Annotated in this window: 12 protein-coding genes and 2 pseudogenes; 7 read left to right on the forward strand and 7 right to left on the reverse strand. The window is 72.0% G+C overall.

Going from position 1 to position 12,054, the window contains the following annotated elements; translation table 11 throughout:
* Positions 1-45 precede the first annotated feature (45 nt).
* Both ABZ823_RS18135 and purU read left to right on the forward strand, forming a co-directional pair.
* Positions 46-546: a hypothetical protein gene (locus ABZ823_RS18135; RefSeq protein ID WP_361660687.1), complete on the forward strand. Its 501-nt coding sequence runs from the start codon at positions 46-48 to the stop codon at positions 544-546.
* Between the two features lie 71 nt (positions 547-617).
* Positions 618-1,499, forward strand: coding sequence for a formyltetrahydrofolate deformylase (gene purU / locus ABZ823_RS18140; RefSeq protein ID WP_361660689.1), 882 nt, complete (start codon positions 618-620; stop codon positions 1,497-1,499).
* A gap of 51 nt (positions 1,500-1,550) precedes the next feature.
* Here purU and ABZ823_RS18145 read toward each other — a convergent pair whose 3' ends face one another.
* A complete protein-coding gene (locus ABZ823_RS18145) occupies positions 1,551-2,714 on the reverse strand; it encodes a zf-HC2 domain-containing protein (protein ID WP_361660692.1) in 1,164 nt (387 codons plus the stop codon).
* A complete protein-coding gene (locus ABZ823_RS18150; RefSeq protein WP_361660695.1) occupies positions 2,711-3,289 on the reverse strand; it encodes a sigma-70 family RNA polymerase sigma factor in 579 nt (192 codons plus the stop codon). The genes ABZ823_RS18145 and ABZ823_RS18150 overlap by 4 nt, the downstream gene beginning before the upstream one ends.
* A gap of 360 nt (positions 3,290-3,649) precedes the next feature.
* Between ABZ823_RS18150 and ABZ823_RS18155 the strand changes: the two genes are divergently transcribed.
* Entirely contained in the window at positions 3,650-4,030 is a 381-nt protein-coding gene (locus ABZ823_RS18155) for an STAS domain-containing protein (protein WP_361660698.1), read from the forward strand.
* 269 nt (positions 4,031-4,299) lie between these two features.
* Positions 4,300-4,812 carry an EF-hand domain-containing protein gene (locus tag ABZ823_RS18160; protein WP_361660701.1) on the forward strand — a complete coding sequence of 171 codons (513 nt, stop codon included), beginning with the start codon at positions 4,300-4,302 and terminating at the stop codon, positions 4,810-4,812.
* On the opposite strand, the pseudogene ABZ823_RS18165 reads toward ABZ823_RS18160, so the two are convergent.
* Positions 4,791-4,994: pseudogene (locus ABZ823_RS18165) on the reverse strand (cyclohexanecarboxylate-CoA ligase); the annotation flags it as partial. The gene ABZ823_RS18160 and the pseudogene ABZ823_RS18165 sit on opposite strands and share 22 nt — an antisense overlap.
* Positions 4,995-5,558: 564 nt before the next feature.
* On the opposite strand from ABZ823_RS18165, the gene ABZ823_RS18170 reads away from it, so the two are divergent.
* Complete coding sequence (locus ABZ823_RS18170) at positions 5,559-6,050, forward strand: ATP-binding protein (protein WP_361660704.1); 492 nt, start codon at positions 5,559-5,561, stop codon at positions 6,048-6,050.
* A 431-nt stretch (positions 6,051-6,481) separates the two neighbouring features.
* On the opposite strand, the pseudogene ABZ823_RS18175 reads toward ABZ823_RS18170, so the two are convergent.
* Together ABZ823_RS18175 and ABZ823_RS18180 are read right to left on the reverse strand one after the other, a co-directional pair.
* A pseudogene (locus tag ABZ823_RS18175) lies at positions 6,482-6,594 on the reverse strand (cyclase family protein); the annotation flags it as partial.
* A gap of 48 nt (positions 6,595-6,642) precedes the next feature.
* Positions 6,643-7,698: a helix-turn-helix domain-containing protein gene (locus ABZ823_RS18180; RefSeq protein ID WP_361660707.1), complete on the reverse strand. Its 1,056-nt coding sequence runs from the start codon at positions 7,696-7,698 to the stop codon at positions 6,643-6,645.
* A 71-nt stretch (positions 7,699-7,769) separates the two neighbouring features.
* Between ABZ823_RS18180 and ABZ823_RS18185 the strand changes: the two genes are divergently transcribed.
* Positions 7,770-9,074, forward strand: a complete 1,305-nt coding sequence (locus ABZ823_RS18185; protein WP_361660710.1) for an MFS transporter — start codon at positions 7,770-7,772, stop codon at positions 9,072-9,074.
* A gap of 209 nt (positions 9,075-9,283) precedes the next feature.
* On the opposite strand, the gene ABZ823_RS18190 is transcribed toward ABZ823_RS18185, so the two are convergent.
* Positions 9,284-10,483, reverse strand: a complete 1,200-nt coding sequence (locus ABZ823_RS18190; RefSeq protein WP_361660713.1) for an NAD(P)/FAD-dependent oxidoreductase — start codon at positions 10,481-10,483, stop codon at positions 9,284-9,286.
* A gap of 215 nt (positions 10,484-10,698) precedes the next feature.
* Here ABZ823_RS18190 and ABZ823_RS18195 point away from each other — a divergent pair, with 215 nt between their 5' ends.
* Complete coding sequence (locus tag ABZ823_RS18195) at positions 10,699-11,316, forward strand: GNAT family N-acetyltransferase (RefSeq protein WP_361660716.1); 618 nt, start codon at positions 10,699-10,701, stop codon at positions 11,314-11,316.
* 31 nt (positions 11,317-11,347) lie between these two features.
* Here the strand turns inward: ABZ823_RS18195 and ABZ823_RS18200 are convergent, their stop codons facing one another.
* Complete coding sequence (locus ABZ823_RS18200; RefSeq protein ID WP_361660719.1) at positions 11,348-12,004, reverse strand: pyridoxal 5'-phosphate synthase; 657 nt, start codon at positions 12,002-12,004, stop codon at positions 11,348-11,350.
* Between the last annotated feature and the right edge of the window lie 50 nt (positions 12,005-12,054).

Raw genomic sequence — 12,054 nt, forward strand, 5'->3', positions numbered from 1 at the left:
ATTGCGGGGGCCGATGATCCGGATTTCACAGGGAACGTACGATCGGTGACCGTGCAAGGTTCGGAGAACTCTTCCCGTCGCGGCCGTCGCTCCTCCACCATGGGCGGCATGCCGCTCAACGACATGCCGTGGTGGCGCTGGCGCAGCAATGTGCGTTCAGCGCTGCACATGCTCTCCGATCCGGTCTTCCAGCGAGACGTCTGGCTGGCCGGTGTCGAGGGATACGGTGACGTGACCGACGCCGTGTACCGCCTGGTCGAGGACACCTGGCTGGACAACTGGTCGGCCGAGAAGTACGTCGGCACGATCTTCCGCGACTCGCAGGAGGCGGCGCTCGTGGACACCGCCGTCCTGCGCGTGCTGCGGATCATGCATCAGGTCGGACCGGACGCGCCAGTGGAGGCGTACCTCGATCACCACGGGTGGCCGGAGGCGGTGCGGGCGGCACGCGATGCCCATGTGCGGCTCGCGGCGAGCGACGGCGAGGACCCGGACGCGCCCCCGCGGACGCTGGAGGTGCTGCGGATCATGACGCGGACGGCGTAGACGCCCACCGGGCCGTCCGGGTGGCGGGACGGCCCTCGGTCCGGGGCCGCGGACATGAGACCCTGGCGTGCATGACTGAGCAGTCCTCCCGAGCCGCGGTCCCCGCCGACCAGTACGTCCTCACCCTCTCCTGCCCGGACAAGCAGGGCATCGTGCACGCCGTGTCGAGCTATCTCTTCATGACCGGCTGCAACATCGTGGACAGCCAGCAGTTCGGAGACCAGGACACGGGACTGTTCTTCATGCGGGTCCACTTCTCGGCGGAGTCGCCGGTGACCGTGGACAAGCTGCGCGCGAGCTTCGCGGCGATCGGCGACTCCTTCCAGATGGACTGGCAGATCAACCGGGCCGACGAGAAGACGCGCGTCATCCTGATGGTCAGCAAGTTCGGCCACTGCCTGAACGACCTGCTCTTCCGCGCCCGGACCGGCGCGCTGCCGGTCGAGATAGCCGCCGTCGTGTCGAACCACACCGACTTCGCCGAGCTGGTGGACTCGTACAACATTCCCTTCCACCACATCCCCGTCACGAAGGACACCAAGGCGGAGGCCGAGGCGCGGCTGCTCGAGCTGGTCCGCGAGTGCGATGTGGAGCTGGTGGTCCTGGCCCGTTACATGCAGGTCCTCTCCGACGACCTCTGCAAGCAGCTCAACGGCCGGGTCATCAACATCCACCACTCGTTCCTGCCGAGCTTCAAGGGCGCCAAGCCGTACCACCAGGCCCATGCGCGCGGGGTGAAGCTGATCGGCGCCACCGCCCACTACGTCACGGCAGACCTCGACGAGGGCCCGATCATCGAGCAGGAGGTCGAGCGGGTCGGCCACGACGTGACTCCGGACCAGCTGGTCGCGATCGGCCGCGATGTGGAGTGCCAGGCGCTGGCGCGCGCGGTCAAGTGGCACGCCGAGCGCCGCATCCTGCTGAACGGCCGGCGCACGGTGGTGTTCGCGTAGGACTCCGGTCCGTGGCCGGTCGGGCCCCGGCCGGCGCGCGGAGGCCCCGGTCTACATCCGGCTCAGGGACGCGGCCGCGAACAGCACGTCCCTGATCGCCTCCCGGTCTCCCAGCTGCCCGGCGACCGCCTCCTCCGGCGGTACGTGGCCGGCGGCCAGTCGGCAGAACTCCACACCGTCGAGTGCGACGTGCGCCACCTCGTGCTCGGCGGAGGCGAGCGCGCCGTGGGTCTCCCCCCGCTCGAGCGAGGCCGAGAGCGGGGGAGAATCCAGGGCGATCAGCCACTCGCCCCCGCCCGAGCCCTCGATCTCCAGACGCAGACTGCGCCCGGCCTCGCCCGCCGGGACCAGGTGCCGGGTGCGGGCGGGCGAGGCCTGCGCGGCTCGCCGCCGTGCCGTGAGCACGGCGGGGAGCATCCGCGCCGCCAGGTCGATCATCCGGTTCAGATGGCGCGGCGCCGGCGGCTCGTACGGGTAGTCGACGGCCTTCGCGATGTCCTCCGCGTGCACCCAGCACTCGAAGGCCCGCTCCAGCATCGCGTCGTGCAGCGGCAGCTCGCACCCGCCGTACGGCACGGTGAGCTGCCCGGCCCCGCCGGTGAACGACACCGTCCGCACCAGCTGGTGACTCTGCTCACGCCAGGGAACGCGCACGGACCGGCTCGGCGGGAAGTGGGAGTCGCGCCAGTAGGCCTCCGTGCGTCCTCGCGGTGTGGCGGACTCTGCGGTCGTGCCCGCGAGCGGGTCGTCGAGTCCCAGCGCCGCCGCCACCAGCCCGTCCACGGAGAGCAGATGGGCGATCACCCCCGCGACGGTCGTACGACGGCTCGCCGGGCCGGTCCCGTCGAACCAGCGCAGCCGTACGGGGGCGTGCCACTCGGCGTCGCCTATGTCCTGGAGCAGGGCGTCCAGACGCGCGGTCTCCGCCTCGTACGGAGCGGCCCAGTCCGGTACCGGGATACGGGGCGGGCGCCGGTGCAGACAGCTCTCCAGGACCCGGGTGCGCAGACCCGGATCCAGGTCCAGGCTCTCCGGGCGCTGCAACAGCCCCACGGCCTCGCGCAGCCGTCGCGCCTCGTCCGCGCACGGGCCGCAGCCGCCGAGGTGCGCCTCCACGGCCGCCGTCTCCTCCGCCGAACAGGCGGCGAGCGCCCAGGCCCCGAGCAGCGCCTTCAGTACCCGGTGCTCCAGTTCGAACGGACCCGGGGACGTCACGCCGCCCCCGGTTCGTCCGGGTCGCCCGAGGGATGCGTCTCGTAGGCCGTGGACAGCAGCTGGAGGCCGAGGCGGAGGCGGCGGCGGGCCTCGTCCTCCGTGATGCCGAGGTCGGTGGCCGTCTGGCGGTAGTCCCGGCGCTGGAAGTAGGCCCGCTCCAGGGCGGCGCGCAGCGGTGCCGGCATCGAGGTGACGATGTAGTCCGCGCGGGCCGCGACCGAGGCGTGGCGCACCTTCCGCTCCAGCTCCTCGGGGCTGCCCCGGCCGCCCTGGGCGAGCGCGGCGGTCTCGGCGGCGCGCAGCCGCTGCACGGCGAGCCGGTGGGTCAGCATGGCGAGCCAGGAGCGCAGGGGTCCCTGTTTCGGGTCGTACGCCTCGGGGCTCTGCCAGATCCGGGCGAACACCTCCCGTGTGATGCCGTCGGCCGCCTCCTCGTCCCCGAGCACGCGGTGGGCGAGCCCGTGCACGAGCGAGCCGAAGCGGTCGTAGCACTCGCCGAGCGCGGCCGCCTCGCCGCGCGCGAGCCGCTGCTGCACCCGGCGGTCCCACCGGGGTGGTGCGTCCTTCTGCGCCATGCGGCCCTCCCCCCTGGTCGTGCCCGGTGTCCCGTTCCGGTCCAGCCTGTGACCCCTGCCTCTTCGAATGTAGTCGGCACGTCGGACAGCGCACGCCCCTTTGCGGCAATGTGCGCCCCTTGACGGGTCGCAGGTGGTACAGCGAGTGGCGCGGGACCGGTCCGTCGGGGGCCTTCCACGCCGACGGCCTTTCTGATTGCCCCTGAAAGAACAAGACCGTTACCGATCGAATTGGCTCATCTACCCCGCGCTTTCGATTCATAGTTCGGTGTTTCATGGAGAGGTGTTGGGGCAGCCACGCTGAAGGAAGCGTAGGGGTAGCTTCCGTTTTTTGTTTCGGGACGCGAGCGAGCGGGAGGCGTGGCGGTGACGCTCAAGGTGACCTACGGGGAGCGCGGCGAGTGGGCCGTGCTCCAGGTGGCGGGCGAATTGGACCTGGTGACGTCCCCGGTGCTGCGCCAGCGGGTGCACGACGCGGTGGCCGACGGCCGCCACCGTGTCGTCCTCGATCTGTCGGAGGTCCTCTTCTGCGACTCCAGCGGCGTCGGCGTGCTCATCGCCACCCGCCGGCTGATCCGCTCCTGCCGGGGCGGGCTCAGACTGATCCTGCCCGGACGCAGCGCGGTGGAGGGCTCGCACGTCAACCGGGTCCTCGCCGCCCTCGGCGTGCGCCGCCTCTTCGACGTCTACGCGGATGTGGTCTCGGCCACGGACGAGGAATCCCGCCCCCTTTCGGCGTGAGCCGTGTGCCCACCCGCGTGACCCGCTTGCGCCCACCTGTGTGAACCTTTGCGCCCACGCGCGCCGGTCGGCGCGCTCTGCCCGCGTGAACGACACGACGCGCCCGGCACGGCCCGGTCAACGGAAGGTCGCAGGACAGCCACACTGTTGTCCCGGAATTCCCGCGGTCTTGGTACAAGCGACGTTTTCCGTCTTCCCGCACACCTCAGGCGTCGTACGCTCCGTGCCAGACACACCCCCGACCTCACGTAAGGCGGCCCGAGAAGACCATGGTCAGCACCGAGTACGAGCGCAGGATCGCCGCCCGGTTCGCCACCTTCGACCAGGACGGCAACGGCTATATCGACCGCGAGGACTTCAGCGCGGCCGCCAAGGCCGTGCTCACCGAGTTCGGCACCGCGGCCAGATCCGAGCAGGGGCAGGCCCTGTACGCCGGGGGCGAGGCGTTCTGGCAGGGCATGGCCGGGATAGCGGACCGGGACGGTGACCAGCGCATCACCCGCGAGGAGTTCGTGGGCGGCGCGGTCAAGCGGCTGCGCGACAACCCCGAGCGGTTCGCGGAGATCGCCCGCCCCTTCCTGCACGCGGCGCTCGCCGTCGCGGACGGTGACCACGACGGCCGGGCCACGGTGCAGGAGACCGTACGTGTGCTCAAGGCGCTCGGGGTGGACGAGGACATCGCCCGGGCGGCCGCCGAGGCGCTCGACGCGGACGGTGACGGCAAGGTCGGCGAGGCGGAGGTCGTGGCCGGGTTCGCGCGCTACTTCACGGTGCCGGAGTAGCGCTCCCGCAGCTTGTACGTGAGCACCTTCCGCAGGATGTCGTTCCGCGGAAGGGAGTCCACCAGCTCCAGCCGCTCCGGCAGCTTGCGCGCGGACAGCCCTTCGGCGCGCAGATGGAAGGCGACCGCCTCCGAAGGCGACTCCCGTGCGCCGGGCCGGCGCTCCACCACCGCGCAGACCCGGCGCCTGGGTGCGGACCCACCGTGCGGGGCCGAACACGTTCAGCGACGAGGCGCCTTGCCGGGGATCCTCTGTCCGGACCGGCCTAAGGGCTCTGTACAGGCATTCCTTGGGACGAGCCGCCGTGAATGTCGCGGACTGTGGCAATCCGTAATCACAGAGCGTTGATATCGGGTTGTGTCCTATGCGTGACTTGTCACGGCCTGGAGTCGGCGTGGGGCTCCGGTACCTTGTGTGGGATGCGAGCGGTTCCGAGCATGAGCCTTACCGGTGCGGCCCCTGTGGCGGCGCCGGATCCGGCGATGCGTGGCGCTCGCGGGGCGGTGCGGACCCTCGCACCTGCCTGTTCGACTCACCGTGGCAGGCGTCGCACAGTATGCCGTACGCGTACTCCTTCGCGCTGGAATATGCCCGAAGCGCTTGTTGGGGTGACTGTACGTCAACCATGCTGTCGTGCAAGGGAATCACGGTGCGTGATCCTGGTTCCTGCCATGCAGACGATGACCACGATCGTGGCGCTCGTGAGGCGCGAGGCGATGTGTCCGCCGGTTCGGATGGTGTGAGCGGTGCAGGTGCTTCAAGTGCAGCTGGAGATCCGGCCCGACCCCGCGGAGGTGGGGCGGGCCCGGAGGTGGGCCCGTTCCCGGCTCGCCGGGTCGGGCATAGGCGCGGACGAGCCGCTGGCCGAGACCCTGATCCTGCTCGTCTCCGAACTGGTCACCAACGCCGTGGTGCACACCGGCTGCCCGGCCGTGCTGCGCCTGCTGCTGACGGGTGTCCGGGACGACCCCTCCGGCACCCCCACCGGCACCGTCCGTCTCGAGGTTGCCGACACCAGCGCCCGCCCGCCGGTGCCCCGGCATGCGCGGGGCGACGAGACCGGCGGCCGCGGCCTGGAACTGGTCGACGGCCTCGCCGACCGCTGGGGCTGGGATCCCGAGGGCGGAGGCAAGCGCATCTGGTGCGAGGTGGACCGATGTACCGCGGGAGCGGCCGGCCGGATCGCGGCCTGCACGGCGGAGGCGGCACTCGCCGATCTCGCGTACGGCGCGGTCTAGTCGTCGAGCTCTAGCGCATACGGTCGCGCGGGCCGTCCGGGTGTGCCCCGGCGGTCCGCGGCACGGGCGCACGTGCCCGGGTGTGCGGCCGCACGGCCTCGGCCGTCCGGAGCGAGGCGCCATCGGGTGCGCCCGGGCGTGCTTCCGTACGCGCTGTCATGAAAAGACCGTCAGTGAGCAATTCCCGAGGGGCGGTTGACGCCGCGTGCCCGTGTGATCACGCTGGTGTTCAGCGATGCGCCGCGAGGGGACGACGAGGGTTGCGGTGACGGGGACCCTCGACGAGTGCGGATCGCGATTCGGCGCCGGCTCCTTACGGGGCCAGACGGTCTCCTCGAGGCCTCCGAGGAGCGGGGCGGGGCGCGCCGGAGCCGGATGGCGGTGCGCGGTGCCGCGCTCGGGGCGAGCAAGGCGCGCCGCCATCCGATTCTTCAGAGGATCGCCACCGGCGCCACGGGTGTTCCCGTGCCCCGGTGAAGGGTTCGGGCATCGCGGACAGCCGAAACGTGTAGCGTCCCGTTTCTCCACAGGCTGTGGACAACTCGCGCTCACGGCCGTCGGCGCATGGGGAGAGGGTGGCCGGCGTCGGGCCTCACCCCTGGCCGACGGAGGCGGCGGCGCGATCCCGGCCGTCGGCGCCCCGGTCGCCGATCGGATCCCCGGCACCGGTGCGGAAGGTCCGCCGGTAGGCGGTGGGTGTGACCCCGAGCGCAGCCTGTAGGTGCTGGCGCATCGACTGGGCCGTGCCGAAGCCGGCGTCCCGCGCCACCTGTTCGATCGTCAGGTCCGTGGACTCCAGCAGGTGGCGGGCCCGTTCGACGCGCTGCTGGGTGAGCCACTGGCCGGGGCTGACGCCGACCTCCTCGCGGAAGCGGCGCGTGAAGGTGCGTACGGACATGGACTCCTGCTCCGCCATGTGGCGCAGCTGGATGGGCTCGTGGAGGCGGCCCAGGGCCCAGGCCCGGGCGGTGGTCGTGGTGGCCAGCTGCGGGTCCGGCACGGGGCGGTGGATGTACTGGGCCTGGCCGCCGTCGCGGTGCGGGGGCACCACCGTGCGGCGGGCCACCTCGTTGGCGACCGCGGTGCCGTGGTCGCGGCGCACCATGTGCAGGCACAGGTCGATCCCGGCCGCCACGCCGGCGGAGGTCAGGACGTCGCCGTCGTCGATGAACAGGACGTCCGCGTCGACCTTGATCTGCGGGAACATCCGCTGGAAGTGCTCGGCGTCGGCCCAGTGCGTGGTGGCGGGCCGCCCGTCGAGGTGACCGGCGGCCGCGAGGACGTAGCCACCCGTGCAGATGGCGGCGAGCCGGGTGCCGGGACGGATGTGCGCGAGCGCGGCGGCGAGCTCCTCCGTGAGCACACCCTGCTCGAAGACCGGGCCCAGCTTGTAGGACGCCGGCACGACGACGGTGTCGGCGGTGGCCAGGGCCTCGGGTCCGTGCGCCACGTGGATGGTGAAGTCGGCCTCGGTCTCCACCGGGCCGGGTGGCCGGACCGAACAGGTGAGGACCTCGTACAGATGCCGTCCCTCGGCGTCCTTCGGGCGCCCGAAGATCCGGTGCGGAATGCCCAGTTCGAAGGGGAGCAGCCCGTCCAGGGCGAGGACGACTACGCGGTGCGGCCGGAACGCTGGCTCACGGGTCATGGCCCGATCCTAACGAATGCTGTCTTTCGAGCCACTCGATCGGGCGGATCCGGGCCAGGATGCTCGAGAGCGTGACCCAGACAACCGAAGCCGCAGCCGTAGAGGAACCCCGCACCGACAAGACGCCCTCCCGTATTCACCGGGCATGGTTCGTCGCCGCCGTCACCTTTGTGACGATCACCGGCGCCGCAGCCTTCCGTTCGCTGCCCGGCCTGCTGATCGACCCGCTGCACCAGGAGTTCGGCTGGTCGCGCGGCACGATCGGCGCGGCGGTGTCCATCAACCTGGCGCTGTACGGACTGACCGCACCCTTCGCGGCCGCCCTCATGGACCGCTTCGGCATCCGCCGGGTCGTCGCCGTGGCGCTCACCGTCATCGCGCTCGGCTCGGGCGCGACCGTGTGGATGACCACGGCATGGCAACTCCTGCTCTGCTGGGGCCTGCTCGTCGGTCTGGGCACGGGGGCGATGGCGCTCGCGTTCGCGGCGACGGTCACCAACCGCTGGTTCACCACGCGCCGCGGACTGGTCAGCGGCGTCCTCACCGCCGCCTCGGCCTCCGGGCAGCTGATCTTCCTGCCCGTGCTGTCCTGGATGGTCGAGGGCCACGGCTGGCGCCCGGCCGCGGTGACGGTGGCCCTCGCCGCCCTCGCGGTCGTGCCCTTCGTATGGCTGCTGCTGCGGGACCACCCGGCGGACGTGGGCCAGAAGCCGTACGGGGCACGGGAGTTCGTGCCCCGGCCGGAACCCGTGCGCGGTGCCGCCCGCCGGGCCGTCACCGTGCTGCTGTCGGCGGTGCGCACAGGCCCGTTCTGGCTGCTGGCCGGCACCTTCGCGATCTGCGGCGCCTCCACCAACGGCCTGATCCAGACCCACTTCGTGCCGGCGGCCCACGACCACGGCATGCCGATCACGGCGGCCGCCTCGCTGCTCGCGGTCATCGGCGTCTTCGACGTGGCGGGCACGATCGCCTCGGGATGGTTCACGGACCGCTTCGAACCGCGCCGGCTGCTCGCGGTGTACTACGCCCTGCGCGGCATCTCGCTGCTCTTCCTGCCCATGCTGCTGGCTCCCACCGTCCACCCACCGATGATCTTCTTCATCGTCTTCTACGGCCTGGACTGGGTCGCCACCGTCCCGCCCACCCTGGCCCTGTGCCGGGAGCAGTACGGCGAGGACAGCGCCATCGTCTTCGGCTGGGTCCTCGCCTCGCACCAGGTCGGCGCCGCCCTGGTCGCGTTCCTCGGCGGTGTCGCGCGGGACACCTTCGGCTCCTACGACGTGGTCTGGTACGCGTCGGGTGCCCTGTGCGCGGCGGCGGCCCTGATGGCGCTGGTGATCCGCCGCCGGCCGGCGGGCGTACCGGCCCTGGCGTGACCGGTTACGCCAGGGCCGCCGGGCCGGTGGGTTTCGTCCGGATCGGCCCGGGGTCCGAACCGATCCGGACGAAACCCCCTGGAGGAAGCGGCCCTTGCGGAACAGCAGCGGGGCGCCCAGCCGCGCCCATAACTGACGTAGTGTCAGTTATGGGGAGGGGGGAGCCCGGGGGCCCTGGGGTGGGGCCGGGGGCGGGCGTACCGGTCGGGTCAGCGGGTGGCGCGGCTCCGCTCCACGCGGCGGGCAACCGCCTTGGCGATCTTCCGGGCGTCTCGGGCCAGTTCGCGGAGCATGCCGCTGATCGGGTTGGTGAAGCCCGTGAAGTAGAGGCCGGGGGCGGTGCGCGGGGTGCGGGCGCCGTGGGCGACCGGTTTGCCCTGGGCGTCGAGGACATCGAGATGTCCGACGAGCCCCTCGAGCGCGCGGACGTACCCGGTGGCGGCGATCACCACCTCCGGCTCCGTCCGGCTGCCGTCGGCGTGGACGACCTTGCCGCCCTCGAAACCCTCGACGGCCGGCACGATCTCGACCCGCCCCTTGCGCACGGCCTCGATCAGTCCGACGTCCTGCACCGGGATGGCACCCTCGTCGACCCGGCTGTAGAGCCCCGTGTCGGGCCGGGGCAACCCGTGTGCCGACAGATCGGGCACGCTGAGCCTGGCCATCGGCCTGGCCAGCCGGTCGACGAGCCGGACCGGCAGCCGGCGGACCAGCATCCCCGTGTACTGAGCGGCCCACCCGGCGGTCGAACGGCGCACGATGTGCGGTGCCGTCCGTACCGACAACCGCACCCGCGAGGCCCCGCCCTCCACCAGGTCGACGGCGATCTCGGCGCCGGTGTTGCCGACGCCCACGACGAGGACGTCACGCCCGGCGTACGGCTGCGCGTTGCGGTACTCGCGTGCGTGCAGGAACTCGCCGGTGTAGGCGTCGAGGCCCGGCCAGTCGGGCATGCGCGGGGTGTGGTTGCAGCCGGTGGCGACGACGACCGCGCTGCCGGTCAGCCGACGGCCGCCGGTGGCGTGCAGCAGCCAGCCGGTGCCGTCCGGGGCGGGTTCGACGCGCGAGACCTCGACCCCGGTGACGATCTCCAGCTGGTGGTGCTCGGCGTACTTCTCCAGATAGCGGACCATGTCGTCGCGTGACACCCACCGCCCGAAGGACCTGGGTATCGGCAGGCCGGGCAGCGCAGAGAGGCGCCGGGTGGTGTGCAGGCGCAGCCGGTCGTAGTGGTGCCGCCAGGACGCCCCGACGCGGTCGGCCCTCTCCAGCACGACGGCCCGTACGCCCCGGGCGCGCAGCGCGCAGGCCGCGGCCAGGCCGCCCGGGCCGCCGCCGATGACGTAGACCGGTCGGTCCTCGTGGACGGGCACCACGGGGTGCGGCGAAGCAGCAGTCGAGTCGGCCATGAGCGGGAGCGTAATCCGGCTCGTGGTTGATGGGTCTCGGTCAAGACCGAAATCGATTGCAAATTGATCACGGCTGTAGGAGGACCGGGTGGGCTGCGTGACGTGAATGGACCGGTTGTGGAGGGGTGGTGCCCGGAGCGCCGGTTCGCCGGTCGTACGGAATGCCGGCCGCCGGACCGGTGATCGCGGTTCACGGCGGTTGGTTGAATGACCCCATGGCCGACATACACCGGAAGAACCTCCTGCCGTCCCTCTCGTCCCCCTTCCCCGAACCGCAGGGCCACGGCCTGCTTCTGACCAGCTGGGACCCGGAGTCCGAGGAGCAGCAGGACGCATGGTGGCGGGGGCTGACCGACCCGGAGTTCGGGCGGTGGAACACTCCGCTGAAGATCGTGCGGGACCGGGCCGACGCGCGCGCGTCGCTGCGGTCGAAGGCGGCGGGCACGGCGAACGGGACGAGCGCCTCCTTCCGGATCACGGACGCGGCGAGCGGTACGACGCTGGGGCACATCGGCGTCAACGAGATCGACCACGTCCTGAGCGTTGCCCGCGTCGGCTACTGGGTGCTCCCCGAGGCCCGCGGTGGGGGTGTCGCCACCCGTGCCCTGGCCGTCGCCGCGCGCTGGGCCCTGACCGACCTGGGCCTCAACCGCCTGGAACTGGGCCACGCCCTGGGCCACGAGGCGTCCTGCCGTATCGCGGAGCGGTGCGGCTTCCGGTACGAGGGGACGTTGCGCGGCGCCATGTTCGAGCAGGGCCGCCAGGACGCCTTCCGGGACGTGCATCTGCACGGACGCATCGCGAGCGACCCGGAACCGGAGCTCCGGGCGTAGCCACCGGTCCGCCGTGCGACAGGACGCACCCTCAGGGCCACAGCAGCCCTCTGGCCCACCCGTCGCCCTCCCGGCGGTAGACCAGCCGTACGTGCCGCCGGTTCGCGTCCCCCTGGAAGAACTCCACCTCCTGCGGGCGGAGCCGGTAGAGCGTCCAGGACGGGACCGGGGCGTCCGGCTCCCGCTGTGCCCGCTCCCACGCCTCCCGGGACGCCCGCGCCAACTCCTGTGCCGAACCGAGCGCTTCGCTCTGACGGCCCGTGAGCGCCGCGGCCAGGGCGCCGGTCGAGCGGGCGTGCAGATCCGCCTGCCCCTCCTCGACGGGCGCGGCCGTGACCGGTCCGCGCACCCGGACCTGGCGGCCCTGGACGGGCCAGTAGAAGCCCAGGGCGGCATACGGTCGCGCCGCCAGCTGCCGCCCCTTGCGGCTGCCCGTGTGCGTCGCGAACGCCCACCCCCGCGCGTCCGCTCCGTGCAGCATCACGACGCGGACGTCGGGCGTGCCGTCGGCGTCCGCCGTCGCCAGCGACATCGTGTGCGGCTCGATCTGTCCGGCCGCCACCGCCTGCGCGAACCACTCCGTGAACAGCGCCAGCGGGTCCGCCGGCGCCGTCGCCGGATCGAAGGTGGGCAGCTCGACGTCCCAGACCCGGAGGGACCTGAGCAGCTTGTGAAGATCCGTTCCCATGTCCCGAGTATCACTCCCGTGCCCGGCGGTGCCGGACAGGCCGCCGCCGG

It is taken from the genome of Streptomyces sp. NPDC047079 (assembly GCF_040643755.1).
Classification (GTDB): Bacteria; Actinomycetota; Actinomycetes; order Streptomycetales; family Streptomycetaceae; genus Streptomyces.

Coding starts and splice junctions, on each gene's coding strand:
- ABZ823_RS18190 (WP_361660713.1), bottom strand. CDS start 10,483: ATGGCCGACTCGACTGCTGCTTCGCCGCACCCCGTGGTGCCCGTCCAC.
- ABZ823_RS18160 (WP_361660701.1), top strand. CDS start 4,300: ATGGTCAGCACCGAGTACGAGCGCAGGATCGCCGCCCGGTTCGCCACC.
- ABZ823_RS18200 (WP_361660719.1), bottom strand. CDS start 12,004: ATGGGAACGGATCTTCACAAGCTGCTCAGGTCCCTCCGGGTCTGGGAC.
- purU (WP_361660689.1), top strand. CDS start 618: ATGACTGAGCAGTCCTCCCGAGCCGCGGTCCCCGCCGACCAGTACGTC.
- ABZ823_RS18195 (WP_361660716.1), top strand. CDS start 10,699: ATGGCCGACATACACCGGAAGAACCTCCTGCCGTCCCTCTCGTCCCCC.
- ABZ823_RS18180 (WP_361660707.1), bottom strand. CDS start 7,698: ATGACCCGTGAGCCAGCGTTCCGGCCGCACCGCGTAGTCGTCCTCGCC.
- ABZ823_RS18150 (WP_361660695.1), bottom strand. CDS start 3,289: ATGGCGCAGAAGGACGCACCACCCCGGTGGGACCGCCGGGTGCAGCAG.